Annotated in this window: 27 protein-coding genes; 16 read left to right on the top strand and 11 right to left on the bottom strand. The window is 62.0% G+C overall.

Annotated elements, in window-relative coordinates:
- The first annotated feature begins 72 nt into the window (after positions 1-72).
- Positions 73-2262, top strand: coding sequence for a patatin-like phospholipase family protein (locus C4K39_RS08075; RefSeq protein WP_124348324.1), 2190 nt, complete (start codon positions 73-75; stop codon positions 2260-2262).
- Between the two features lie 96 nt (positions 2263-2358).
- On the opposite strand, the gene C4K39_RS08070 is transcribed toward C4K39_RS08075, so the two are convergent.
- Together C4K39_RS08070 and recQ are read right to left on the bottom strand one after the other, a co-directional pair.
- Entirely contained in the window at positions 2359-2793 is a 435-nt protein-coding gene (locus tag C4K39_RS08070; protein WP_068585911.1) for a MarR family transcriptional regulator, read from the bottom strand.
- 121 nt (positions 2794-2914) lie between these two features.
- A complete protein-coding gene (gene recQ / locus C4K39_RS08065) occupies positions 2915-5041 on the bottom strand; it encodes a DNA helicase RecQ (RefSeq protein ID WP_124346075.1) in 2127 nt (708 codons plus the stop codon).
- 355 nt (positions 5042-5396) lie between these two features.
- On the opposite strand from recQ, the gene C4K39_RS08060 reads away from it, so the two are divergent.
- Together C4K39_RS08060 and C4K39_RS08055 are read left to right on the top strand one after the other, a co-directional pair.
- Positions 5397-5984: a UPF0149 family protein gene (locus C4K39_RS08060; RefSeq protein ID WP_068585918.1), complete on the top strand. Its 588-nt coding sequence runs from the start codon at positions 5397-5399 to the stop codon at positions 5982-5984.
- A 10-nt stretch (positions 5985-5994) separates the two neighbouring features.
- Positions 5995-6390 (top strand): YbaN family protein, encoded by a 396-nt coding sequence (locus tag C4K39_RS08055; RefSeq protein WP_124346074.1) that lies wholly within the window; start codon positions 5995-5997, stop codon positions 6388-6390.
- Between the two features lie 29 nt (positions 6391-6419).
- Here the strand turns inward: C4K39_RS08055 and C4K39_RS08050 are convergent, their stop codons facing one another.
- On the bottom strand, positions 6420-7016 hold the full coding sequence (locus C4K39_RS08050) for a tRNA-uridine aminocarboxypropyltransferase (RefSeq protein WP_124346073.1): 597 nt from the start codon (positions 7014-7016) through the stop codon (positions 6420-6422).
- A gap of 9 nt (positions 7017-7025) precedes the next feature.
- Complete coding sequence (locus C4K39_RS08045; RefSeq protein WP_068585926.1) at positions 7026-7919, bottom strand: LysR family transcriptional regulator; 894 nt, start codon at positions 7917-7919, stop codon at positions 7026-7028.
- A 355-nt stretch (positions 7920-8274) separates the two neighbouring features.
- On the opposite strand from C4K39_RS08045, the gene speB reads away from it, so the two are divergent.
- The 5 genes from speB (at position 8275) to C4K39_RS08020 (ending at position 12249) form a co-directional block, all read left to right on the top strand.
- Positions 8275-9225: an agmatinase gene (gene speB / locus C4K39_RS08040; protein ID WP_068585929.1), complete on the top strand. Its 951-nt coding sequence runs from the start codon at positions 8275-8277 to the stop codon at positions 9223-9225.
- A 10-nt stretch (positions 9226-9235) separates the two neighbouring features.
- Positions 9236-9604: a DUF4440 domain-containing protein gene (locus C4K39_RS08035; RefSeq protein ID WP_124346072.1), complete on the top strand. Its 369-nt coding sequence runs from the start codon at positions 9236-9238 to the stop codon at positions 9602-9604.
- A 419-nt stretch (positions 9605-10023) separates the two neighbouring features.
- Positions 10024-11403 (top strand): sodium:solute symporter family protein, encoded by a 1380-nt coding sequence (locus C4K39_RS08030; RefSeq protein ID WP_124346071.1) that lies wholly within the window; start codon positions 10024-10026, stop codon positions 11401-11403.
- Positions 11404-11698: 295 nt separating this feature from the next.
- A complete protein-coding gene (locus C4K39_RS08025) occupies positions 11699-11959 on the top strand; it encodes an acyl carrier protein (protein WP_124346070.1) in 261 nt (86 codons plus the stop codon).
- Between the two features lie 29 nt (positions 11960-11988).
- The gene (locus C4K39_RS08020) at positions 11989-12249 is read left to right on the top strand and encodes a hypothetical protein (protein ID WP_124346069.1); all 261 of its coding nucleotides are present in this window, start codon (positions 11989-11991) and stop codon (positions 12247-12249) included.
- A 74-nt stretch (positions 12250-12323) separates the two neighbouring features.
- On the opposite strand, the gene C4K39_RS31955 is transcribed toward C4K39_RS08020, so the two are convergent.
- The gene (locus C4K39_RS31955) at positions 12324-12452 is read right to left on the bottom strand and encodes a PA1414 family protein (RefSeq protein ID WP_011059908.1); all 129 of its coding nucleotides are present in this window, start codon (positions 12450-12452) and stop codon (positions 12324-12326) included.
- 134 nt (positions 12453-12586) lie between these two features.
- Positions 12587-13480 carry a putrescine utilization regulator PtrR gene (gene ptrR / locus C4K39_RS08015; RefSeq protein WP_068585947.1) on the bottom strand — a complete coding sequence of 298 codons (894 nt, stop codon included), beginning with the start codon at positions 13478-13480 and terminating at the stop codon, positions 12587-12589.
- A 104-nt stretch (positions 13481-13584) separates the two neighbouring features.
- Here ptrR and C4K39_RS08010 point away from each other — a divergent pair, with 104 nt between their 5' ends.
- Positions 13585-14745 carry a YbfB/YjiJ family MFS transporter gene (locus tag C4K39_RS08010; RefSeq protein WP_124346068.1) on the top strand — a complete coding sequence of 387 codons (1161 nt, stop codon included), beginning with the start codon at positions 13585-13587 and terminating at the stop codon, positions 14743-14745.
- Positions 14746-14753: 8 nt separating this feature from the next.
- On the opposite strand, the gene C4K39_RS08005 is transcribed toward C4K39_RS08010, so the two are convergent.
- The gene (locus C4K39_RS08005; RefSeq protein WP_124346067.1) at positions 14754-15599 is read right to left on the bottom strand and encodes an SDR family NAD(P)-dependent oxidoreductase; all 846 of its coding nucleotides are present in this window, start codon (positions 15597-15599) and stop codon (positions 14754-14756) included.
- A gap of 228 nt (positions 15600-15827) precedes the next feature.
- A complete protein-coding gene (locus C4K39_RS08000) occupies positions 15828-16664 on the bottom strand; it encodes a CvfB family protein (protein WP_068585956.1) in 837 nt (278 codons plus the stop codon).
- Between the two features lie 351 nt (positions 16665-17015).
- Here C4K39_RS08000 and C4K39_RS07995 point away from each other — a divergent pair, with 351 nt between their 5' ends.
- The 3 genes from C4K39_RS07995 (at position 17016) to C4K39_RS07985 (ending at position 19063) form a co-directional block, all read left to right on the top strand.
- A complete protein-coding gene (locus C4K39_RS07995) occupies positions 17016-17207 on the top strand; it encodes a PFL_1563 family small protein (protein ID WP_176719762.1) in 192 nt (63 codons plus the stop codon).
- A gap of 194 nt (positions 17208-17401) precedes the next feature.
- The gene (locus tag C4K39_RS07990) at positions 17402-18121 is read left to right on the top strand and encodes a TorF family putative porin (RefSeq protein WP_124346066.1); all 720 of its coding nucleotides are present in this window, start codon (positions 17402-17404) and stop codon (positions 18119-18121) included.
- 72 nt (positions 18122-18193) lie between these two features.
- Positions 18194-19063, top strand: coding sequence for a DUF6279 family lipoprotein (locus C4K39_RS07985; protein ID WP_124346065.1), 870 nt, complete (start codon positions 18194-18196; stop codon positions 19061-19063).
- Position 19064: 1 nt separating this feature from the next.
- Here the strand turns inward: C4K39_RS07985 and C4K39_RS07980 are convergent, their stop codons facing one another.
- Entirely contained in the window at positions 19065-19457 is a 393-nt protein-coding gene (locus C4K39_RS07980) for a transcriptional regulator (protein WP_124346064.1), read from the bottom strand.
- Between the two features lie 159 nt (positions 19458-19616).
- Between C4K39_RS07980 and C4K39_RS07975 the strand changes: the two genes are divergently transcribed.
- Positions 19617-20363 carry a DUF899 domain-containing protein gene (locus tag C4K39_RS07975; RefSeq protein ID WP_068585967.1) on the top strand — a complete coding sequence of 249 codons (747 nt, stop codon included), beginning with the start codon at positions 19617-19619 and terminating at the stop codon, positions 20361-20363.
- Between the two features lie 66 nt (positions 20364-20429).
- Complete coding sequence (locus tag C4K39_RS07970) at positions 20430-21374, top strand: AraC family transcriptional regulator (protein ID WP_124346063.1); 945 nt, start codon at positions 20430-20432, stop codon at positions 21372-21374.
- Between the two features lie 81 nt (positions 21375-21455).
- Here C4K39_RS07970 and C4K39_RS07965 read toward each other — a convergent pair whose 3' ends face one another.
- Complete coding sequence (locus tag C4K39_RS07965) at positions 21456-22037, bottom strand: hypothetical protein (protein WP_124346062.1); 582 nt, start codon at positions 22035-22037, stop codon at positions 21456-21458.
- A gap of 303 nt (positions 22038-22340) precedes the next feature.
- Between C4K39_RS07965 and C4K39_RS07960 the strand changes: the two genes are divergently transcribed.
- Positions 22341-22616 carry a hypothetical protein gene (locus C4K39_RS07960; protein WP_124346061.1) on the top strand — a complete coding sequence of 92 codons (276 nt, stop codon included), beginning with the start codon at positions 22341-22343 and terminating at the stop codon, positions 22614-22616.
- Positions 22617-22678: 62 nt separating this feature from the next.
- Here the strand turns inward: C4K39_RS07960 and C4K39_RS07955 are convergent, their stop codons facing one another.
- A complete protein-coding gene (locus C4K39_RS07955; protein WP_124346060.1) occupies positions 22679-24022 on the bottom strand; it encodes a DEAD/DEAH box helicase in 1344 nt (447 codons plus the stop codon).
- A 193-nt stretch (positions 24023-24215) separates the two neighbouring features.
- Here C4K39_RS07955 and C4K39_RS07950 point away from each other — a divergent pair, with 193 nt between their 5' ends.
- Positions 24216-25514, top strand: a complete 1299-nt coding sequence (locus C4K39_RS07950) for a mechanosensitive ion channel family protein (RefSeq protein WP_068585984.1) — start codon at positions 24216-24218, stop codon at positions 25512-25514.
- Positions 25515-25710: the final 196 nt, after the last annotated feature.

The raw sequence follows: 25710 nt of genomic DNA, 5'->3' as shown, positions 1-25710 counted from the left end.
GTCCTGAGTTCGAGGGCGTCGCTATAATAGCCGGCTTTATCACCCGCCCCGAGATCCGTGATGCTGCGCCTGCTGTCCTGCCTGCTGTCCTGCCTGCTGCTCTGCCTGCTGCCGTTGTTCGCCCAGTCCGCGTCAATGCAACGCCCGAAAGTGGGCCTGGTGCTGTCTGGCGGGGCCGCCCGCGGCCTGGCCCATATCGGGGTGCTCAAGGCTCTGGAGGAGCAAGGCATCCGTGTCGATGCGATTGCCGGCACCAGCATGGGCGCGGTGATCGGCGGGCTCTACGCTTCCGGCTACAGGATCGACGAGCTGGAGAAACTGGCCCTGGAAATCGACTGGAAACAGGCCCTGTCCGACGCCCCGCCCCGGGAGGACGTGCCCTTCCGGCGCAAGCAGGATGACCGGGATTTCCTGGTCAAGCAAAAGCTCAGCTTCCGCGACGACGGCAGCCTGGGGCTGCCCCTGGGGGTGATCCAGGGCCAGAACCTGGCCCTGCTGCTGGAAAGCAAGCTCGCCCACGCCAGCGACACCCGCGACTTCGACAAGCTGCCGATTCCATTCAGGGCGGTGGCTACCGATATCTCCAGCGGAGAGAAGGTGGTGTTCCGCAAGGGCCACTTGCCCCAGGTGATCCGTGCCAGCATGTCGATTCCGGCCGTGTTCGCTCCAGTGGAGATCGATGGCCGGCTCCTGGTGGACGGTGGCATGACCGACAACATTCCCCTGGATGTCGCGCGGGACATGGGCGTGGACATCGCCATCGTGGTGGATATCGGCACACCGTTGCGCTCACGCAAGCAGTTGAACACCGTTATCGATGTGCTCAACCAGTCCATCACGCTGATGACCCGGCGCAACTCGGAAGAACAGCTGGCGGCGTTGCATGACGACGATGTACTGGTCCAGCCAGCGTTGTCGGGGTTCGGCGTCACCGACTTCGGCCGCGCCCAGGAAATGATCGACGCCGGCTACCGGGCCGCCCGGATCCTCGATACGCGCCTGGCCAGGCTGCGCCCGGCCAATCCCCAGGATGCGCAACTCAACGCGGCGCGCCAGCCCAGCCAGCGCACGCCGATCATCAGCCAGATCAAGGTGGAGAACGACTCCAAGGTCGCTGATGACGTGATCCTCTACTACATCCGCCAGCACATCGGCGAGCCCCTGGACCTGGGACGCCTGGAAACCGACATGGGCACCTTGTATGGCCTGGATTTCTTCGAGCAGGTGCAATACCGGGTGATCCACAAAGGCCAGGACAACACCCTGGTGATCAGCGCCCGAGGCAAACGCAGCGGCACCGACTACCTGCAGTTGGGGTTGAGCCTGTCCGATGACATGCGCGGCGACAGCGCCTTCAATATCGGCGCCAGTTATCGCATGAACGGCATCAACAGCCTGGGTGCTGAATGGCTGACACGGGCACAGATCGGTGACAAACAAGAGCTGTACAGCGAGTTCTACCAGCCACTGGACGCAGGATCGCGCTACTTCATCGCCCCCTTCGTCGGTGTCGAGTCGCAGAATGTCGAGGCGACCCTGGACAACGACCCGATCGCCGAATACCGGGTGGAACGCTACGGCCTGGGCCTCAACCTGGGTCGTCAGATCGGCAACAGTGGCGAGGTGCGCTTGGGTGTCGGCGAAGCCTGGGGCAATGCCGATGTACGCATCGGCGACCAGAACCTGCCCAAGAGGAGCTTCAACGAAGGCTACTACCAGTTGCAGTACTCCTTCGACTCCCTGGATAACGTCTATTTCCCGCATTCGGGTGAAGACATCCACCTGACCCTGCGCCAGTTCGAGCCTGGCCTGGGTTCGGACAAACACTACCGGCAATGGGAATTCAAGCTGGACAAGGCCCTGAGCAGCGGCCCCAACACCTTTATCCTCGGCGGTCGCTATGGCCGGACCCTGGACAATGCCGACGTGGTGACATCCAGCTTCCTGCTTGGCGGGGCACGGCAATTGTCGGGCTTTCGCCAGGACGCCCTGTCCGGGCAAAACATCAGCCTGGCCCGTGCCGTGTACTTCCGCCGCCTGACCCCGCGCTCCTACCTGCCACTGGACTTCCCGCTGTACCTGGGCGGCTCCCTGGAACGAGGCCGGGCCTGGAACAATGACAATGCCTTCGACAGCGGCTACATCAATGCAGCGAGTATTTTCCTCGGCTTCGACACCCCACTGGGCCCTTTGAATTTCAGCTATGGCATCAACGACGAAAACCAGAAGGCCCTGTCGCTGAACCTTGGCCAGTCTTTTTGACGGATAGGCACGAAGGCCCCAGAGGCACGGCGGGCCTTGGGCGGGATCGGGTAAGGGAGACGAGGTGCACCGGGGCCAGGAGACCCCGGGCAAGCCTCAGGATTTTTCCAGATTGGCCAGGATACGTCCGTGGACGCGCATGCAAACCCGCATGTCTTCTTCATCGACGCCAATGAACAGTTCGTGGCGCAAGGCTGTGGCGATGGTTTCGATCTGCTCGATCAAGGGCCGAGCCGAGGGACAAAGGACGATCTTCTTCGCCCGGCGATCCTCCACCACCGACTGGCGCTGGACCAGGCCCTGGGTTTCCAGGCTATCGAGCAGGCGAGCCAGGGTCGGCCCTTCCACACCGACGCTTTGTGCCAGCTCACGCTGGGTCGGCGCCTCTTCGAAACGGGCCAGGTGCAGCAACACCAACCAGCGAGCCTGGGACAAGCCCAGGCCAGCCAGGCGGCGGTCCAGTTCAGCACGCCAGCCGCGGGACATCTGCGCCAGCTGCATGCCAAAACGGTGTTCATCGGTCAACGGCATAAAACACTCATGATCAGGCTGAAAATAAAGGGAAAACTAATTATTAGTCAGCTAAGCATGACCCTTGCCAAGAGGCAAGGCCCGTAAGGCACTGAATCGTTACAACATTGACGCACCCCACCTAGATCTCGAACTCCGACTGCAGGGCGGCACGTACGCAATACAACACACCTTCAGGTACCCGGCCGGCGAACAACTCGCTCACTTCGCTCACGGGCGGCAATTCGCCCTCGCCATCGAGGAACGCATCCTGGATTTCCCCCAGCAGATCTTCGGGCAGGTCCAGTGCCTGCTCCAGAGACAGTTGCTGCTTGCCGATCGCCTCGGCCAGCAGGGTGTAGACGTTCTTCTCCGTGCACTGCAACTGGCCGGCAATCTGCATTGGAGTCATTCCGGCGCGGGCCAGGGTGATCAGCTCGTGGCGCAGATCGGCGACCACTTTCGGCGCCTGCACAGCGCCGCCCAGCACTTCGAGGAACGCGGCGCCATAACGCTCCAGCTTGCGCGCACCGACGCCACTGACCCGAGCCATCTCGGCCATGGAGCCCGGCTGGCTGCGAAGCATCTCCAGCAAGGTCGAGTCGGGGAAGATGACATAAGGCGGGACGCCATGCTCTTCCGCCAGCTTGCGGCGCAACGCCCGCAACGACTCCCATTGCTCGCGCTCCTCTCCCCGTACCAGCTGGCTGGCCTGGCTGGTGCTGCTCTTGGCCGCACTTTGAGGCTTGAGATCCCGACGTAGCTCCAGCGTGACCTCCCCCTTGAGCAAGGGACGACAGCTGTCGCTCAAGCGCAGGCCGCCATACCCCTCAAGGTCGATATCCGCCAACCCGCGGGCGACCAGTTGACGGAACAGCGAGCGCCATTCGCCTTCGCTGCGAGCCTTGCCAACGCCGAACACCGACAAGTGCTGATGGCCGAAACTGCGGACCTTTTCCGTATCCTTGCCCAGCAACACATCCACCAGGTGACCGACACCATAGCGCTGGCCGGTACGGTAGATCGTCGATAGCGCCTGGCGCGCCGGCTCGGTGGCATCCCAGGTCTGCACTCCATCGACGCAGTTGTCGCAATGACCGCAAGGCTGCGGCATCTCCTCATCGAAATAGGCCAGCAGCGTCTGGCGCCGACAACGGGTCTCCTCGCAGAGCGCCAGCATCGCATCGAGCTTGTGCTGTTCGAGGCGCTTGTGACGCTCATCCCCTTCGGAGTTCTGCAACATCTGCTTGAGCATCAGCACGTCCTGCAGCCCATACGCCATCCAGGCATCTGCTGGCAGGCCGTCACGGCCGGCACGACCGGTTTCCTGGTAGTACGCCTCCAGGGACTTGGGCAGATCCATATGGGCGACAAAACGTACGTTGGGCTTGTCGATACCCATGCCGAAAGCGATGGTCGCCACCATGATCAGCCCCTCTTCATTGAGGAAGCGCTTCTGGTGATAGGCACGCAGCTCGCTGGGCAGCCCCGCGTGATAGGGCAAGGCGGTAAAACCCTGCTCACAGAGGAACGCCGCCACCTCATCGACCTTCTTGCGTGACAGGCAGTAGACGATCCCGGCATCGCTGCGGCGCTCGTTGAGGAACGCCTGCAATTGCTTGCGCGGCTGCTCCTTGGGGACGATGCGATAGAAAATGTTCGGGCGGTCGAAGCTGGAGAGGAAGCGCTCGGCATTCTCCAGGTGCAGGCGGTTGACGATCTCTTCCCGGGTGCGCTTGTCGGCGGTGGCCGTCAGGGCAATACGCGGAACATTCGGGAACATCTGCGCCAACTGCCCCAGTTGCAGGTACTCCGGGCGAAAGTCATGCCCCCACTGAGAAACGCAATGGGCCTCATCGATGGCGAACAGGGCAATCTCCAGGCTTTGCAGGAAAGCCAGCATCCGTGGCTGGACCAGGCGCTCTGGAGCCAGGTAGAGCATCTTCACTTCGCCACGGCGGATACGCACGGCCAGATCACGCTGTTGCTCGGGACTCAAGGTGGAGTTCAAGGCCGCCGCCGCGACTCCCAGCTCCTCCAGCGTGGCCACCTGGTCATCCATCAGCGCGATCAGCGGCGATACCACCACCGCCAGGCCATCACGCAACAGCGCCGGCACCTGGAAGCACAGGGACTTGCCGCCCCCGGTGGGCATCAGCACCAAGGCATCGCCACCACTGGCCACGCGCTCAATGATCGCACCCTGGCGACCACGGAAACTGTCGTAGCCAAAGATGTCCTTGAGGACGCGCTGAGCCTGTTCGAGCATGAAGAACTCCAAAAATTGCTGAAATCACCAGGGTCGCTGCCAGCGGTCGATCGCCCGGCCAGTCCACCTGGGCCCGACGACGCTGTTCGTCATCGGACCGGTACACCCCTGCCCTGCAGGTTGACCGAAATGCCGACGGGGCTCATCGGCATTTGCGTTAGCGGACGTGTCTGGTCCCGTCGCCAGCCTGCCAGGCATCACAAAACGCGCGAGTATACCCGAGCCCTCCGCCACAGAGGGCGACTGCAATGGACCGCTGGTAACCTTTAGAACCGCTCGAATCTGCCACGTAGCTGGCCTGAGCGCTCAAGAAAGCCTAGAATTCAGCATCGTTTATTCCCCAAGGTAGCCGTCAATGTCCTTCGCTGAGCAACTAACCCGCCTGCAAGTCTTCCTCGACGCAGATGATCTGCACGACGAGGCGCTGGACTACGTGGCCGCTCATGGCTACCTGACCGCGCTGTCGATCTGTTCGGAAAGCGTTCCCGAGCGCGAGTGGATCGACACCCTGTTCGCCGAGGAACCGCACTATCGCGATGACGCCGAACGCGAGGCGATCGAGTCGACCCTATTGGCCCTCAAGGCACATATCGCACGCCAGCTGGCCTCCGATGAGGAGTTCGAGCTGCCCTGCGATCTCGACCTGGGCGACGACCCGGACGACTCCGACCTGCGCGGCTGGTGCATCGGCTTCATGGAAGGCGTATTCCTGCGTGAAGCGGCCTGGTTCGAAACCGCCGAGGAAGAAGTCAGCGAGATGCTCCTGCCGATCATGGTGGGCTCCGGCTTGTTCGACGAACAGCCCGAGTTCTCCGATATCGCCAGCGATGCCAACCTGATGGACGACATGATCGTGCAGATCCCCGAGGCCCTGACAGCGTTGTACCTGCTGTGCAACGCCCCTGATGAAAAGCCGGCACTGCTCAAGCCCCGTCACCATTGAGTCTTCGCCTATGGCCAAGCCCATAGGCCAACGCCCCCTGCTGCTGCGCTACGTTCTACTGACCATCGGTTGGTTGAGCGTGGCGCTGGGGGTACTCGGCATCTTCCTTCCGGTTTTACCCACCACCCCCTTCCTGTTGCTCGCGGCGGCCTGCTTTGCCCGTAGCTCCCCACGTTTCTATCGCTGGCTGGTTCAGCATCCACGCCTGGGCCCGTGGATCAGAGACTACCTGGACGGCAATGGCATCCCACTCAAGGGCAAGGCCTATGCGATCGGCCTGATGTGGTTGAGCATTGGCCTGTCCTGCTACCTGGTACCGTTGCCCTGGGCGCGAGGCTTCATGCTTGCCAGCGCAATCCTGGTGAGCATCTATATCCTGCGCCAGAAAACCCTGCATCGCCCCTGAAATCCGGGCCTGGCATACCTCGCCTTAACTCAGGGCTTGAGGTGGTTGCGCTGATAGGTTTCGGCACCCATGGCCGCAATCTGCCCTTCGATCAGGGACTCGAATGGACGCAGCAGTGGCTCGAACGACGCGGGGGCCTCAAGGACCTCGAGGGCCTGGACTATGGCCTCCAGGGTCGACAAGGCACCGGGCCCCGGAGCCTTGCGCAAGCGATAACGCGAAGGTGATGCGGCCTCCAGCGTGACCCTGGGCAAGGCTGCCAGCAGCGGATTGAGGTGCAACAGCTTGCGCGCCTTGCGCCAGGTCCCATCGGGCACCACCAGCAACAAAGGCTCATCCGTCATCCCATAGGGCTGCAGTGGCTGGGCATCGTCCGCCGGGAACAGCAAGTGCGCCCGATAACCGGGACGAGCGAGCAGTTCTGGCAGATCCTCGAACACCTCCCCCACTCTCAATTCGGCATTGTTCAGCCCCAGCGCCGCCAACCGCGCCGTATTCAAGGCATGGCCGACCTCGCTGGGGTGCTGCAGTACCAGAACCCGGGTACGACTGGGCAACTCGGGGATCAGCGGGCACAGGCAGTGACCACTGGGGCGCAGGCAACGCTCGCAGCGTGCTCGGGACATGGGAATTCCTTATGACTGGTTGAGCTGGGCTTTGAGCAGATCACGAAAGGTCTGGATCAACGGCTCACGGCCTCGACCACGGCGCATGATCATGGAAAACGGTGCCTGGTAGCCGAAGGTCGCCGGCAACAACACCCGCAGGTCGCCTTTGTCGGCCCAGGCCTGGGCGTAATGCTCCGGCAAGTAGCCGATATAGGCGCCGGAAAGCACCAGGATCAACTGCGCTTCCATACTTTCCACCGTCGCGGCGCTGTGCTTGAAACCATGCCGGGCCAGTTCGGCCTGGCTCCAGTAGCCACGCCCCACCATGCGCTGCTGGGTGATGACTTGCTCGGGAATGCGCCGTTCGCTGTACAACGGATGGCGGTTGCTGCAATACAGCCAATGCTGCTCGCGATACAGCGGCATGTACACCAGGGCGCTCATGCGCGTGGAAAAAGCACCGATGGCCAGGTCCAGGCGATTGTCCTGGACCCCTAATTGCAGTTCATGGGGGCTCATCACCGACAGGTGCAAATGCACCGCCGGATGTTCCTGGCTATAGGCACCAATAGCCTCGGCGAACGGCAGGGCCTTGTCGCTCACCGTGGAGTCGATCACCCCCAGGTTCAGGGTCCCGCGCAACTCGCCCTTGAGGGCCGCGGCGTACTGTTCGAAACCTTCCAGCTCGGCCAGCAGGCGCAGGGTCTCCTGATGAAACAATTCGCCCTTGCTGGTCAGGCTGAAGCCACCACGACCACGGTGGCACAGCACCAGCCCCAGAGACGCCTCCAACTGGCTCATATAGGTACTGATGGCCGATGTCGAGAGGTTGAGTTCATGCTGGGCATTGGCGAACCCCTGGTGCCGCACCACGCTAACGAAGATGCGCAATAGTTTCAGATCAGGTAAAGCGTTAGCCATGACAAGCTCCAGCAACAGGTGACAAGCCACCGGTTCCGTGGCCGAGAAAAAGACTTCGACAAGCTGAAGGACAGCCCCGAGCCTCCTCATGCATATTTTCCAGCGAGCCGGGCACCCCGGATTGCGCCAGCCCTGGCAAGCCAGGGGAGGTGAGAACCCTGTGTACAGATGCCTCGTAGAGGCGGCACGAGTCTAGCGTGCCGCCTGGCATTAGTTTAGAAAATTCTGAACTAAGTATTTGCTCGTAGCGATTCTTTCCGCGCACTACATTTCGCAGAATCGGCCCACTTGGTCAGACAAGCAGGCGCCGCTGCGCCGTCGACCCCATAAATAAAACAACGATGAGGCCTATCCCGTGGACAAGAATCTCCACCAACCACTGGGCGGCAACGAAATGCCGCGTTTCGGCGGCATCGCCACCATGATGCGTCTTCCCCATGTTCCCAGCCCTGCCGGCCTGGACGCCGCATTCGTCGGCGTCCCTCTGGACATCGGCACCTCGCTACGCTCCGGCACCCGTTTCGGCCCGCGGGAAATCCGCGCTGAATCGGTGATGATCCGTCCCTACAACATGGCCACCGGCGCCGCACCTTTCGACTCGCTGAACGTGGCCGATATCGGCGATGTGGCCATCAACACCTTCAACCTGCTGGACGCCGTACGCATCATCGAAGAAGCCTACGACGACATTCTCGAGCACAACGTCATTCCCATGACCCTGGGCGGTGACCACACCATCACCCTGCCGATCCTGCGGGCCATCCACAAGAAACACGGCAAGGTCGGCCTGGTGCACATCGATGCCCACGCAGACGTCAACGACCACATGTTCGGCGAGAAGATCGCCCACGGCACGACCTTCCGCCGCGCGGTGGAAGAAGGCCTGCTGGACTGCGACCGCGTGGTGCAAATCGGCCTGAGGGCCCAGGGATACACCGCCGAGGACTTCAACTGGAGCCGCAAGCAGGGCTTTCGCGTGGTCCAGGCCGAAGAGTGCTGGCACAAATCCCTGGCGCCACTGATGGCCGAAGTCCGCGAGAAAGTCGGTGGCGGCCCGGTGTACCTGAGCTTCGACATCGACGGTATCGATCCGGCCTGGGCCCCTGGCACCGGTACCCCGGAAATCGGCGGCCTGACCACCATCCAGGCCATGGAGATCGTCCGTGGTTGCCAGGGCCTGGACCTGGTGGGCTGCGACCTGGTGGAGGTTTCGCCACCCTACGACACCACCGGCAACACCTCGCTGCTGGGCGCCAACCTGCTCTACGAAATGCTCTGCGTACTGCCGGGCGTAGCCCATCGCTGAGAACCAGCGGATGAACGAGCGGCAATACGCTCTCGACGCCGCAGCCGGATGGGCTGCGGCGCCAACGGTCGATGCCAGCTTGCGCCACTGCCGTACCCAGCCGTTGCTGCCCCGTGATGCCGAGCCGGCATCGCAGGATCGGCGGCGTGCCAAGGATGGTTTCGCGGTGCGCAAACGCACCGCGAGCAACGTCGTCGCCGGCCTAAAAGCCGGTGCCGTCGTGTTTATTCATGACGTGGCCACGATGCCGCGCATGCAAGGGGAGCAACACTTTAGCCAGGAGCGCGGAACCTGCCGGTTTCGCCAACAACAAGAAGGCCTATGGCTGGCCTGCCACGAACTTTTGTCCGCGATGCCGGAAGGGCTGCCACCCCCTTAGCCAATGTGATCGGAGCAGATCATGAATAACAACAACAAAGAAACACGCCTTAGCAGCACTGAAACCAACCGGGCCGAACGGACTCTCGGCCACGCACGCAACGCGGGATCCGGCGATCGCCTGCGCGCCATTTCTGGCGGCGCCCGTCGCGCGGTTCCCGAACGCATCGGCGGTTCATCCCGCCGCCTTTCGCCTCCCCTCGCCCCCTCCTCGCTCGGTGGCCCCGGAAGCACTCTGCCGGGATCCTTCCCGGAGCCAGAGCCCCACGGCCCCGAGGCTCCGCGTGCCCACAAGCGCGCCCGACGTTCCCGGCAAAGCACCCTGCGCCAAGCCGCCTGACCACGCCCGGTGGCAGGCCAGCCACTGCGGCACATGACCTGTTTGTTTCACATAAAAAAGATAATCGGAGACACGCCATCATGGCTCTAGATCTATTCGTCGTACTCATCTATGCCGTCGGCATGCTCGTGCTCGGCTACTACGGCATGCGCAAGGCCAAGACCCACGAGGACTACCTGGTGGCTGGGCGCAACCTGGGCCCGACCCTGTACATGGGTACCATGGCCGCCACTGTGCTGGGCGGCGCTTCCACCGTCGGCACCGTACGCCTGGGCTACGTCCATGGCATCTCCGGCTTCTGGCTGTGCGCCGCCCTCGGCGCCGGGATCATCGCCCTGAACCTGCTGTTGGCCAAGCCGCTGCTCAAGCTGCGGATCTTCACCGTGACCCAGGTCCTGGAAAAGCGCTACAACCCCATGGCCCGCCAGGCCAGCGCGGTGATCATGCTGGCCTACGCGCTGATGATCGGCGTGACCTCGATCCTCGCCATCGGCACCGTACTGCAAGTGCTGTTCAACCTGCCGTTCTGGCTCTCGGTCCTGTTGGGCGGCGGAGTGGTGGTGATCTACTCGGCGATTGGCGGCATGTGGTCGCTGACCCTGACCGACATCGTCCAGTTCGTGATCAAGACCGTTGGCCTGATGTTCCTGCTGCTGCCGATCTGCCTGTACCGCGTCGGCGGCTGGGATGAACTGGTGGCCAAGCTGCCGGCCTCGAGCTTCAGCTTCACCACCATCGGCTGGGACACCATCATCACCTACTTCATGATCTACTTCTTCGGCATCCTGATCGGCCAGGACATCTGGCAGCGGGTGTTCACCGCCAAGACCGAGAAAGTCGCCCAGTACGCCGGCACCCTGGCGGGTTTCTACTGCGTGCTCTACGGCCTGGCCTGCGCCCTGATCGGCATGGCCGCCCACGTGCTGCTGCCGGACCTGGACAACGCGAACAACGCCTTCGCCGCCATCGTCAAGGCCTCGTTGCCGGACGGCATCCGCGGCCTGGTGATCGCTGCCGCCCTGGCCGCCATGATGTCCACCGCCAGCGCCGGCCTGCTGGCCGCTTCCACCACCCTGACCGAGGACCTGCTGCCACGGCTGCGTGGCGGCAAGCAATCGAGCCTGGGGATCAACCGTCTGTTCACCCTGCTCACCGGTATCGTGGTGCTGGGTATCGCGCTGGTGGTCAACGACGTGATCAGCGCCCTGACCCTGGCCTACAACCTGCTGGTAGGCGGCATGCTGATCCCGCTGATCGGGGCGATCTTCTGGAAGCGCGCCACCACCGCCGGCGCCATCGCCAGCATGAGCCTGGGGTTCATCACCGCCCTGGTGTTCATGTTCAAGGACGGCCTGGATGCCAACACCCCGATCTACTACAGCCTGATGGCCGGCCTGGTGAGCTTCGTGGGGGTCAGCCTGGCTTCCCGGCGCCCGGCGTCCCTGGCCAGCGCGATCTGATCCTGAAAGCGACTGCCTGAAGTTTTCTTCGACGGATGTGGCGTCGGTGGCCACATCCGTTTTTTTTCACCAGCACAAAAGAGCCTAACGACAAGGCCTGTACGCCGCTCGCCAGGCCCCTGACAGGACGAGTGGTCATCTCACCGGGAAAAAACCTGTGCTGTACTCTGAATCAGCGACGACTGTTCCCGCAGGAGGGCAGTACATGGATCGCTGGCAGCATCTGTGCGCGCTATCGCATCACCCTTGGACGGGGTCATAACAATAAAAACCTCTTCCCTGCCCTGAGGTGTTTATGGACCGTTTCGATATCCAGCGAAGCATTAGCCACGCCATAGAAGTCCAGATGGCGCAAAAGTGGCCAATCCCTCCCAGCCAGGCCCAGATCGATACCTACTCCCTGGACCTGAAAGCCTTGTTGCACAGCCTGGAGTGCGAGTTCGACGTCCGGCTCGACCCCGAACACGACCTGTACTGGATCCACTCCATCAGCGAGCTGAGCCAGTTCATCCTGGAAAAAACCCGGCGCCGGCATCTGCAGCCCGTGCATCAGTGACGACCGCTCACCACACCGGAACCAGGCAGATGAACCGGGGCGAAGCCCGTCGGGCGGTCTTTGCATTGATCCGCAGTTGGCTGGGCGAACGCCTGTGCCTGGACGGCGGCAGCAACTTGCAGGCCCTGGGGCTGGAACGTGGCGATATTGAAGAACTGCTCTGGCGCCTGGAGGACAGGTTCGAGTTATGCATCTCGACGGAGGAAGAGCAGCGGATACTGGCCAGCCTGTCAAACGTCCACGAACTGGTGGAGTGGCTGCTGGAAAAGTCAGGACAACAGGAGGAATGACCCGAAGCGCCGGGCCTTGGTCGACACGCGGGAAACGCAGTCCAGGATCCCTGCCCTGCGCTCCCGCATCGAGGTCAACGACGGCGTTGCTGGCGGCGCCGTAGCTCTTCATCGGTAGGAATCGGCACCGGTTGCAGCGGTGGCTCGATCAGGCCCAGTGCGACACCAAGGTCGTGCAGCCAGCTTTGCAATTTGTCTTTCATAGTGCCCCCTCAAGGGTCGTGCCGAGCGGCGAAGTCTGTGCCGCCTTAATGCAGATAATAGCCCTAAGTTTTCCTGTGCGCCGCTCCGTGATGGCAATGAACTGTTACCGGATTATGGCCAATCGCCCACGGACTCACGCCATGGCCCTCGCCGGCTGCTCCATCGCCTCGAAAGAACCTTGTTGCAACTCGATCCAGGCATTGAGATTGGCCCCAACCATGCCTCTGCGCCACATCAGCCACGTGGTGGAATGAGTGAACGGCTCAGCCAGGGGATGGACCGCTACGCGATCGCGTCCCGGCAGGCTGTCGAGCATGGAGCGAGCCATCAGGGCCACGCCGGAACCGGCAATCACGCAGGCCAGCATGCTCTGGTAGGACTCGATCTCCATCGCCCGCCCCATGGCCGCATGGTAGTGGGAGAACCAGGACTCCAGGCGCATGCGATAGGAACACCCCTGGCGAAAGGTGAACACCGCTCGCCCCTCCACATCCAGGGCCGTGCGCACCGGCGGATGCTCGATCTCGGTGATCAGCACCAGGGTCTCATCGCACAAGACAACGCCGTCCAGCCCCGCCAGTTCCAGCGGTCCGTCCACCAACGCCGCATCCAGGCGCCCAGTCAACAGGCCCTCGAGCAATTCCCCGGTGGGTCCGGACTGCACCTGCAGGTTCACTGCCGGATAGGCCCGGTGATAACGCGCCAGCAACCCAGGCAAGTGGATCGCCGCGGTGCTGTACATGGTGCCCAGGACGAAGTCTCCGGCTGGCTGGCCGCCCTGTACCGCGGCCTGGGCCTCGTCACGCAAGGCGAACAGACGCGCTGTGTAGTCCAGCAGCACCTTGCCCGCTGGCGATAATTGCAGGCGTTGGCGTTCACGCAGAAACAATTCGACGCCCAACTGCTCCTCCAGTTGTTTGAGGCGGGTCGAGAGATTCGATGGCACCCGGTGCAAACGTTCCGCCGCACGGGTGATGGAGCCTTCCTCGGCCACTGCCTGGAAAATACGCAACTGGCTGAACTCCATGACCTTCTCCAAAACTGAACAAGTTGCTTAATATTATTCATTTTTAACGAAAGTCAATTCGCTCTAGCCTGGCGGTCACTGTTCCTGCCGCCGGAAAAACCGTCATGTCCCCCCTGATCCGCCTACTCGCCAGCTTCATTGCCTTGATGATCGCCATGGGCATTGGTCGCTTCGCCCTGACCCCACAGTTGCCGCACCTGATCAGCGAGGGCCAGGTCGACCTGACCGCTGGAGGGCTGGTCGCTGCCGCCAACTACCTGGGCTATCTCCTCGGCGCACTGGATGCGATGTTCGCCCGGCGCCCGCCCCAGGTACGCCTGCGCTTGCTGGGGGGACTCTGGTTGTGCGTGCTGCTGACACTGGCTTCGTTCTGGGCCTGGGGGTTCTGGCCGCATCTGTTGCTGCGTTTCGGGACCGGCGTGGCCAGTGCCTGGGTGCTGGTGATGATCACCGCCCTGAGCCAACCCCTGGCCCAGGCTGCCGGTCGACCCCGGCTGGGCGCCCTGGTGTTCGCCGGGCCGGGCCTGGGCATCATGCTCACCGGCCTGTTGGCCCTGGGGTCCAATCTACTGGGGCACGACTCAGCCGACCTGTGGCTGCTGTATGCCGCCGCTGGGCTGTTGATGCTACTGGCGATCCTGACGATCCTGCCGCCTCCCACCACGACGCCAGGCAGTACCCGACAGGATGCCGTGTCCAATGGCCAGGGCATTGGGCGCCTGGGGTTGGTCTATGGCCTGTATGGGGTGGGCTACATCATCCCGGCGACCTTCCTCTCGCAAATGGCCAGCGCACGGTTCCAGGGCCAGTGGCAGGCCGACCTGTTCTGGCCCGGCTTCGGCCTCGCCGCAGCACTGGGCGTGGCCCTGGTCAGCCTGCGCCGGCACACACCGGACGGCACTCGCCAATGGCTGATCGCAACCTTGTGGCTACAGGCGGCCGGTGTCTTCGCCTGCCTGTTGGGCAACGGCTGGGGATTGTTGCTGGGGGTAGTGCTGTGTGGCACGCCGTTCCTGTCCTGCATGCAACTGGTGATGCAGCGCTCCCGGGAACTGGCGCCCCAGGCAGCCCAACGCAATACCGGACTGCTCACCGCCTGCTTTGCCACAGGCCAGCTGAGCGGCCCCTTGCTGGCCGCCCTGAGCAGCCACTTCAGCGGCAGCTTGCAGCTGGCGTTGATGGTGGCCGGTGTTGGCCTGCTGCTCAGTGGTGGCCTGCTATTGGCCCGGCAACCCCAGGCCCGCTCGTGTACGGCACTGACCTGAGCGCACGCTCAGGACTCCCTGATGCTCTCCCAGAGCCGGGCGATCTCCTCGGCGCTGGCGGCCTCGACCCGGGCCAGGTCCATCGGATAATCGACTCCCGGATTCTCACTGAAGCGAGTCGCGGTGAACTGACCATTGCTGGCCCGCAGAACATAGCCGGTATCGCGACAGGCAGCACTGGCCAGGTAGATCACCCCGGGGCTGACCCATTCCGGCTTGAGGTCGCTGGGGGCTTGCGTTACCCCCCACATCCGGGTCTTGGCCACCGGCGAGACTGCATTCACCAGGATCCCATGCTCCAGGCCCTCCATGCTCAGGGCATTCATGATGCCCAACTGCGCCATCTTGCCCGCTGCGTAGGCTGCCAGGCCGGTCTGGGCGTATTGCTGGTACATGGCCCGATCGGATGTGGTCAGTACCACCCGTGGGGCCTCGGAGCGCTTGAGGTATTTCCAGGCATGCTTGCACAGCCAGATTGGGGCCTGGATGTTGACGTCCAGGGCTCGCTGGAGAAAGCCGGCCTCCGCGTCCTCGATCCCCTGGTACCCCACCCAGCCAGCGTTGTGAATGATGATGTCCAAGCCGCCGAAGGTCTCGACAGCCAGCTCCACCAACTGCCGGGCAACCTGTTCATCGGCCAGATCTCCAGCGTGGGCAATCACGTTCCGGCCCTGGGCTTTTAACCCCTCGGCAGCCTGGAAAGCCACCTGCATCTCGCTACCGGCACCGGACCGGTCCGTCCCCAAGTCGCTGATCACGACCTGGGCGCCCTGCTCGGCGAGGCTACAGGCATACGCCAGGCCCAGCCCTCTCCCGGCCCCAGTGACAATCGCGGTTTTTCCCTTGAAATCCATGATTCTTCCTTTGATGGCGATCTTGCACCTGATGACCCTGTGCATGGGAGCGGCTACATCCCCATGGAAATACAGGCACATCGCTGCGCCTGTGGTTGCGCGATGGCGCTGGTGCCTGAGTCGATCACAAGCACCAACCTGCGCGGCAAATTGGTGCTGTCGTGCCCAACGGCTGGGCGCAGGCCGGCCTGATCATCGGGAATGCGCAGGCCAGGCCCGCAGAGAGTCTTAGCTGAGTTCGATACGATCGGCGTGGATGACGATCTGCCCTTGCTTGTAGAGCGCGCCGATGGCTTTCTTGAAGTTGCCCTTGCTGACACCGAACAAACGACTGATCAACGCCGGATCGCTCTTGTCGCTGACAGCCAGGGTACCGTTGCTTTCCCGCAGCTTGGCCAGGATCTTGGCATTCAGGCTGCTGCCGGCCTGCTCGCCTACCGGTTGCAGGCTCAGGCTGACCTTGCCGTCGGCCCGCACTTCCTTGATAAAGCCCTTTTCCTGCATGCCTGGCCGCAGGAACTTGAACACTTCGTTCTTGTGGATCAGGCCCCAGTGCTTGTTGTTGATGATGGCCTTGAAGCCCATGTCGGTGGACTCCACCACCAGCAAGTCGACTTCCTGGCCAGCCTGGTAGTTGGCCGGCGTCTTGTCCAGGTAGCGATCCAGCCGAGCGGTGGCGGTGATACGGCGGGTATGGCGATCCAGATAGACGTGCACCACGCAGTAATCGCCGGCATTCAACTGGCGCTTCTCTTCCGAATACGGCAGCAGCAGGTCCTTGGGCAGTCCCCAGTCCAGGAATACGCCGATACTGTTGACCTCGACGACCTTCAGACTGGCAAATTCGCCTACTTGAACTTTCGGTTTCTCGGTCGTTGCAATTAACTTGTCGGTACTGTCCAGATAGACAAAGACATTCAGCCAATCTTCATCTTCGCTGGGAATATCCTTCGGAATATAACGATTGGGCAGCAATATCTCGCCATCCGCACCGCCATCCAGATACAAACCGAAGTTAGTATGCTTAACCACTTGCAAGCTGTTGTAGCGCCCGACTAAAGCCATTTCCAATACCCTCATTGCGTGGGCGGCATTCTACCTGTTTTCCATGTCCAGGTTGACGCTCGGGAGACGGCCATGGAGAAAATCCGCGCCAAGCCCCGGAGATTCCTGACCAGGCATCGCCTGGCGCTCCACTCGTCAGGCCGATCCGAGCTTGGGCAACGACAACAGCGCCAGCCCGGGCTGGCGCCCAAGGCCACAAGTCCTGATTTAAAACAGTGACTTATAAGGCTATTTGCAAGATAAATTCAGGAATAAGAAAGACCTGCGCTAGTGCGCCGGAGAATGCCCAACGGACAATTATCGAATAATTCTGTTAGGATGGCTGGCCAAATTAATTTTCCCGAAGGTTAAATGGCCGCCATGCGAGTAAAAGCATCCAACAGCAGTAAAGCAAAACCAGCTCCCGCCGTTGAAACCAGCGAATCCATCAACGAACAGATCGCAGCGTTCCTGAAATCCGGCGGCGAAATCCAGCAGATCGCCAAGGGCGTCAGCGGCCAGACTTTCAGCCCCTCCAAGCAGATCAGCCTCGGCAAGAAGTAACCCCTCGCGTATTGTCCTGGTCCCTCGGCGCTTACCCATGAAGCGCCAGGACTGGCACCTCTGCTACTCCTCCCTCCTTGGAAAACCGACGAACGGCCTCTATCCACAAGCGCAGGCCGGTATCCTTGCGCCCACGGAATAAACGTTTCAGCCCGCCTTCAGGTTGACACTCCACGCAGTTCAAGGAGTGCTGCATGCTCAAACCTTCAATTATGGCTTTGGCCCTGCTGCTGGCCTGCCCCTTGGCCCACGGCCAGATCTTCCAGCGCGAACTGGGCGACTTCGACCTCAAGCTCGGCACCAGCCCCAGCCGCAGCATGGCCCAAGGCCTGGTCAAGCCCGCCTCCAGCGGCTCCGTACACGGCGGTCTCGACCTGAGCCACGACAGCGGCTGGTACTTCGGCCAGTGGTCGCCGAGCATGGGCCTGAGCCCGGCAAGCCGTCTCGAGATGGATTCCTACCTGGGCTTCAAGCAACCGCTCGACCGGAGCCTGGGGTACGAATTGGGGGTGATCCACTACAACTACCCGCAACTGCGCACCCAGGACAGCAAGGAGTTCTACGGCGGCCTGACCCTGCTGGGCAGTCGGTTCGGCGCCGCCTTGAGCAATGACCCGGACCGGCGCAATAGCACGCTGTTCGCCGACCTGGGCGGCAATCCGCCGTTCGGCATCGGAGTCAGCGTCAAATACACCAACTACCGGCTCAACAACGCCGTGTCAGTGGCCAAGGGGGGATATGTGGCGGGCTTCAACGACTGGTCGATCAAGTTCTCGCGGCCCTGGTTGGGAATCGACCTGAACCTGATCTACAGCGATTCCAGCCTCAACGGCAGCAATTGCTCGGCCTATTCGGGGCACAACAGCCAATGCGACGGCTTGTTGACCTTCAAGGCCGAGCGGGCGCTCTACTAGTCAGTACGAGCGCTGAACTGCTGGGGGCCTTCCGGGTTCAGATGCAAGAACCGCACTCCCAGGGACTCGGATATGTCGCGCTGGCGCTGCCTGCTCATCCCGCTGCTGATTCTTGGTATGTCGCTCGCTGCCTGCAGCCGGGTCGGCCTGGCCTACCGCAACCTTGACGTCATCATCCCCTGGAGCCTCAACGACTACCTGGAGATGACCGGCGAGCAGAAAAGCTGGTTCGACCAACGCCTGCAGCAGCATCTGCACTGGCATTGCAGCACCCAGCTGCCAGGCTACCTGGACTGGCTCGACCGCTTGCAATTGATGGTCCAGGACAACCAGGTCAACGACCAGGCCCTGCAAGCACGCACGCAAGAGGCCAAGCAGGCCATTGCCGAAATCGCACGCCAGGTCGCACCGTCGGCCATAGAGCTGCTGCAAGGCCTGGACGATCAACAAGTGGCACAGTTGAACAAGTCACTGGCCAAGGATCTGCAGGAACGCCGCGAGCAGTACCTGGAACCGTCCCTGGCGCAACAGATCGAACAGCGCAGCCAACGCATGGACAAGCGCCTGAAGGCTTGGCTGGGCAGCCTGAGTCCGAGCCAGCAGCGACGTGTCGAACGGTGGTCCGTTTCGCTGGGGGAACAGAACCGGCAATGGATCGCCAACCGAGCCCACTGGCAGGCGCTATTTCGCGCCGCGGTACAACAGCGTCGGTCCAGCGACTTCCCACAACGCGTCGAGCAATTGCTGATCGAGCGTGAAAGCCTATGGACCGACGACTATCGCCAGGCCTACGCCCATACCGAGGAGGCTGCGCGCAGCCTGCTGGTCGACCTGATGGCCGATAGCAGCCCGGAACAACGCCAGCGCCTGCTGAAGAAGCTCGATGGCGTGCGCAAGGACTTCAGCGCCTTGAAATGCTTACAGAACGCCAGGCAGAACTGATTCAGGCAATCTGCGCCTTGGAGGCCAACTCGTCGAAGGTGGCAGGGTCCAGCGCGTCGACCTGCTCATCCAGCACTTGGCGTGGATGATCATTGCCCGGAATACTGCTGTCGAGCAGGCACAGCAGGCTCGAACCCCGTGGGGTGAGCATGAAGTTCTCGCCGTTGCCACCCTCCTGCTCCGGCCTGCTCTGGATGAAGTGCCGGTCCAGCAGCAGCTTTTCGTACTCGCTAGCGGTGGTCTTCAGTTCATCCAGGTTGCCCGTGGATTCACCTTCGGCGGCCATCGCCGCAGCATGCTGTTCGGCATAGGGCCGCGGAGTGAAACTATGGCCGGCGCCGTTCTGCACCTCGTGCAGCAAGCGCTCGATCAGATCCCAATTGTAAGTCGCCATGTTGATTCGCCCTCCAGGATGGAATGCCTTACCTGAGTTGTGACCCGTAGGCACACCAGCCGTTCAAGCCATTCGCACCACTGGGCAGCTTGTCGATCCGACGGTATGGCAAACGACTAGCGTGTGTAGGACCCATTCCACAGTTCGAGGAGAGACGTCATGGATATCAGCGATCATCCCGTGGTCACCCGGGAACAATGGCTCGAAGCACGCAAGCAGCATCTACTCCACGAAAAAGCCTTCACCCGCCAACGCGACCTGCTCAGCGCCGAACGCCGGGCGCTGCCGTGGGTGCGGATCGACAAGCCTTATCGTTTCCAGGGACCGCAGGGCACATTGAGCCTGGCGGACCTGTTCGGTGGCCGCAGCCAGTTACTGGTCTATCACTTCATGTTCGGTGCAGGCTGGGCGGAAGGTTGCAAGGGGTGCTCGTTCCTGGCCGATCATTTCGATGGTGCCAACCAGCACCTGGCCCATCACGATATAGCGCTGGTGGCGGTGTCCCATGCGCCCTACGAACAGTTCCAGGCTTTTCGCCAACGCATGGGATGGCAGTTCGACTGGGTCTCCAGCGCTGGCGAAGATTTCAACCAGGACTTCGGCGTCAGCTTCAGCAACGAGCAACGGGGCACTGCCACGGCCAGCTACAACTACGCGCCCATCAACAGCAACGAGGAAGAACTGCCCGGCCTGAGCGTGTTCTATCGCAACGAACAGGGCGAGATCTTCCATACCTACTCCACGTACACCCGGGGCCTGGATCTGCTGATAGGCACGTACAACTTCCTCGACCTGGCACCCAAGGGCCGTAACGAGGGGCCCATCATGAACTGGGTCCGCCATCATGACCGCTATGACGACACCCCCAGCAACCCGAAGGCACAGGGTTGCTGTTGCACGGATTGAACGCCCACTCGATCGGCAGCGAGACTGCGCTGGCAGTCCCGCTGCTGCGCCGACTAAGCTGTAGGCATGAGCCCCGCCTATCACAGCCTCCACGAATACACCCTGCGCATGAACCGGGTGCTGGAGCATATCGACCAGCATCTGGACCAGCCCCTGGAGCTGGCGGACCTGGCGCAGGTGGCCCATTTCTCGCCCTACCATTTCCATCGCCTGTTCAGCGCCTGGGTCGGCGAACCCCTGGGCGTCTACCTGCGACGCCGCCGCCTGGCTTGTGGCGCCCACCTGCTGGCCAGCCGGCCCGAGGCCTCGGTCCTGGAGATCGCCCTGGAGGTCGGTTTCGGTTCCGGCGAAGCCTTCTCCCGGGCATTCAAGCAACACTTCTCGGTATCGCCCAGCACCTGGCGCGATACCGAACCCAAGCGCTGGCACCGCCGCCTTGAAGACATCCGCGAACGACGCCTGCGGCAATTGCGCAATCCTGATCAGACCCACATCCCGGCCTTCGACGATCCTGACGCCTTCATTCACCTGAAGGAACTCACGATGAAGGTCACCATCAAGGAACTGCCACCCGTACGCGTCGCTTACCTGCGCTATATCGGCGCCTACGGGCCGGGGATCGGCCTGTTCTGGCAGCAGACCGTCATCCCCTGGATGGCCGAGAACGGGCTCATGGGCCGCGCACGCTACGGCATCGGCCATGACGATCCCTACGTCACCCCACCCGAAAAATGCCGCTACGATGCCTGCGTCGAAGTCCCCCTCGACTTCAAGGGCCGGGACTCTGCGGTCGTCACCACCCTACCCGGTGGCCTCTATGCGATCACTCACTACCAGGGCAAAGGCCCCGATATCGCCGATACCTGGAGCGAACTGTGCCGCGATTGGCTGCCCAAGAGTGGTATGCAGCCCGACGCACGGCCAGCCTTCGAGCTGTATCCGGTGGACGCCAGATACGATCAAACCGGCGATCTGGAGTTCGATATCTGCTTTCCGGTGAAAACGCTGTAGGCCATCAAAGGCCGAGAAACAACACGGGGGAGCCCATGCTCCCCCGTTGTTTTTGCCGGATGCACGGCAAGCAGGCTTGCCTCAACGCGACGGAATGGCCGTGATATCGCGAACGATGAAGCGCGGCAGAACCCGGACGTAGAACGTCTCCACATCGGAGTTACCGCTGTTGGTAATCACCCCGAGCATGGTTTTCATATTGCGCAACTGGCCCACGGCGCCGGCAGGCTGGAGGCCGTCGCGTTGTTGGGCGAAATGCAACACTTCGGCACCGGCACGCTTGACCTGGACCTTGTAGCCGAAGTCGACACTGGCCAGGATCGTATTGTCATCGACGATCTTGGACACCAGCCCACCTTGGGAATCACTGAGCCGCCGCTTGTACACCGCCTCCACATCCAGCAGGTAATCGGCACTGTCCTTGGTCGCGGCGTAGCGATTGGCATTGCCCAGTTGCTGGATCAGTTCCGTGCCCAATTGCTGGCGCAGTTTGTCCTCAGGCAAGAAACGCGGGCTCTCCCCGATCAATTGCAAATCAAAGTTATCGATCCAGTAGGTGGCGTCGGCAGGAATCTGTACGGGTTTGGACGAGATGTAGTAATCCGGCCGGGAGGCACACCCCACGAGAAGGACACAACTGAACAACAGGGACAGCAGGCGCATTAAGGATCTTCCTTGAAAGCGATTTCGTTGAGGTGCACTGGCTCGGATCAAGGAAATATGTCCAGGCGCTCGGCATTCGCCCCTGACCCGGAGCGGCGCGCGATACTAATTCGCCACTATCCAGGCGTCAATTGAACCTGGCCTCCAGAGCCGCCGTGAATAAGACCCGCCTCCAGCACGTGCGAGCCCCTGTAACGTCACACGCCCTCCCGAAGGCACCTGCCTGGGCTGATCCAACTGAACTTTGCCCATTCCAGGCGCCTCAACCGGATGTCCCCCTGCCTACAACATGAGGCACAGCCCATGAAAACCCTGAACCTGCTCACCCTCGCCGGCAGCCTGCTGCTGGCCCTGCCCGCCTGGGCCTGTACCCCGGACGAAGCCACCGCCAAGCGCGAGCAACTGGCCCGGGAAGTCAGCAAGATCACCGAGCAGAACCCGGCCAAGGCCAAGGAAATCAACGACGAGTTGCAGAAGATGAACCTGGGCAGCGCCAACAAGGACCTGCCCGACGATTGCCAGTTGATTGACCAACGCCTCAAGGAACTGGCCGACGCCGAGCAAAAAGCCGACCACTGAGGCCCAGGAAATGAAAAGCCCGGACCAGGTCCGGGCTTTCTAATGGCGATCAGGCCTGCACTTTACTCAGCGGCTGGTGCGGGCTTGCGGCGCTTGAGCGGCGCCAGGCCATCCTGGCTGACCAGAGCCGGGCTCTCACTCTTTGGCCGGTTGGCGCTCTTGCGCTTGGTTGGCGACTTGGCCAGGGCTTTTTTCTTGTCGCCCTTGGTATCGGTCTTTTTCTTCTTGGTCCCAGCAGCCTTGCCGGAGGCCTTGACCTTTTTCGGACCGCCGTAAGTGCCCTTGACTTCCTTGATGGTGCGGCGCTCGAAGCTCTGTTTGAGGTAGCGCTCGATACTCGACATCAGGTTCCAGTCGCCATGGCAGATCAGCGAGATGGCCAGGCCTTCGTTGCCAGCACGACCGGTGCGGCCGATACGGTGCACGTACTCGTCGCCACTGCGAGGCATGTCGAAGTTGATCACCAGGTCCAGGCCCTCGACGTCCAGGCCGCGGGCGGCGACATCGGTGGCCACCAGGATCTTCACCCCGCCCTGCTTCAGGCGATCGATGGCCAGCTTGCGGTCCTTCTGGTCCTTGTCGCCGTGGAGGACGAACGCCTTGTAGTCCTGGGCCACCAGGCGGCCGTAGATACGGTCGGCCATGACCCGGGTGTTGGTGAAGATAATGGCCTTCTGGTAGGTCTCGTTGGCCAGCAGCCAGTTGACGATCTGCTCTTTGTGCTGGTTGTGGTCGGCCGTGATGATCTGCTGGCGCGTGGTCTCGTTGAGCTGGCTGACGCTGTTGAGTTGCAGGTGCTCAGGGTTGTCGAGGACCTTGGCGACCATTTCCCGCAGGCCGGAACCACCGGTGGTGGCGGAGAACAGCATGGTCTGCTGGCGGCTCGGGCACTCATCCACCAAGCGTTGCACGTCTTCGGCAAAGCCCATGTCGAGCATGCGGTCGGCTTCGTCGAGCACCAGCACTTCCACTTCCTTGAGGTCCAGGTTGCCGGCATTGAGATGCTCCAGCAGGCGACCCGGGGTACCGATGAGGATATCCGGCACCTTGCGCAGCATGGCGGCCTGGACCTTGAAGTCTTCACCGCCGGTGATCAAGCCGGACTTGATGAAGGTGAACTGGGAGAAACGCTCGGCTTCCTTCAGGGTCTGCTGGGCCAGCTCCCGGGTTGGCAGCAGGATCAGGGTCTTGATGCTGACGCGGATTTTCGCCGGGCCGATCAGGCGATTGAGGATCGGCAGCATGAAGGCGGCGGTCTTGCCGCTACCGGTCTGCGCCGTCACCCGCAGGTCACGCCCTTGCAGCGCGAGCGGAATAGCCGCGGCCTGTACCGGAGTCGGCTCGACAAATTTAAGCTCGGCCACGGCTTTGAGCAGGCGTTCGTGCAGGGCGAATTGGGAAAACACGGGTGCTACCTCGAAGATGTGCAGAAAAACAGCTGCATAGGGTAACGGTTTCGGAGGCCCAGGCCGAGTTTCTTTGTGCAAACGGTGGCAAAGAGTTGGTTTTTTGTTAACCGATTTGTCCTCAACGGTAACTTTGCCGGGGTTCAATGCTCTAATCCCCTCTTTGTGCCACATAGAAGAATCGTTTTAGCCCATGGATTTCAAACAGCTCTGGCTCGATACCCAGGACCTCTGGGGAGCCCTCGACCAACACCCGCTCCTACACGCTGGCCTTGGCTTGACCCTGTTGCTGGTGGTCGCCCTGGTGCTCGGACGGGTAGCCCGCTATGTGGTCCTGCATGGTGTGCGACTGCTGGGCCGGCAACCCGCCCTGCACTGGCTCAACGACCTGCGCCAGAACAAGGTGTTCCACCGCCTGGCACAGATGACTCCCTCCCTGGTGATCCAGTTCGGCCTGCACCTGGTGCCTGAGTTGAGCAAGGCCAGCCTGCTGTTCCTGGGCAACCTGGCCATGGCCTTCACCATCCTGTTCCAGTTGCTGGCCCTGAGCGCCCTGCTCAATGCCCTGCTGGACATCTACGCCCGCACCGAACACGCCCGCACCCGCTCGATCAAGGGGTATGTGCAACTGGCGAAGATGGTGTTGTACGTATTCGGCGCCATCATCATCGTCGCCACCCTCATCGATCGCTCGCCGCTGTTGCTGCTCTCGGGCCTGGGTGCCATGTCGGCGGTGATCCTGTTGGTGTACAAGGACACCCTCTTGTCCTTCGTCGCCAGCGTACAACTGACCAGCAACGACATGCTGCGGGTCGGCGACTGGATCGAAATGCCCCAGGTGGGCGCCGACGGCGACGTGGTGGACATCACCCTGCACACGGTCAAGGTGCAGAACTTCGACAAGACCATCGTTTCCATCCCCACCTGGCGGCTGATGTCCGAGTCGTTTCGCAACTGGCGCGGCATGCAGCAGTCCGGCGGCCGGCGGATCAAGCGCAGCCTGTTCATCGATGCCAGCGGCGTACGCTTCCTGCATGACGACGAAGAAGCACGGCTGAGCGGGGTACGCCTGCTCACCGACTACATCGGGCGCAAACAGGCCGAGCTCAAAAGCTGGAACGAGGCCCAGGGCAACGTTGCCGCCCTGTCGGCCAACCGCCGGCGCATGACCAACCTCGGCACCTTCCGCGCCTACGCCCTGGCCTACCTGAAGAGCCACCCCGAGATCCAGCCGAACATGACCTGCATGGTGCGCCAGATGCAGACCACGGCCCAGGGCATTCCCCTGGAGATCTACTGCTTCACCCGCACCACGGTGTGGGCCGACTACGAGCGAATCCAGGGGGATATCTTCGACTACCTGCTGGCGGTGATGCCGGAGTTCGGCCTGAGCCTGTACCAGCAACCCAGCGGCAACGACCTGCGGGCCGGCCTGCTACCGGCAGTGCTGGGCGCCAGCCATATCGGCCCAAGCGAGAAACAGGCGCTCTGACAAATGCCGATCAGTTAAGGAAACGGTAGGAGCGAGGCTTGCCCGCGATGGGTTTCAGAGCGCTGCGTTTACCCCATAAACACGCGCCACCGTTGACGAGCATCGCGAGCAATCGAGCGTCGGCCGGCTGCTCCTACGGGGAGCACCTTGCTTAACTGACCGGCATCAGGCGCTGTGCCCCACCGCAAAACGCCTG

The sequence above is a fragment of the Pseudomonas sessilinigenes genome, from assembly GCF_003850565.1.
GTDB classification, from domain to species: domain Bacteria; phylum Pseudomonadota; class Gammaproteobacteria; order Pseudomonadales; family Pseudomonadaceae; genus Aquipseudomonas; species Aquipseudomonas sessilinigenes.
This window is presented reverse-complemented; position numbering and strand designations above follow the sequence as displayed.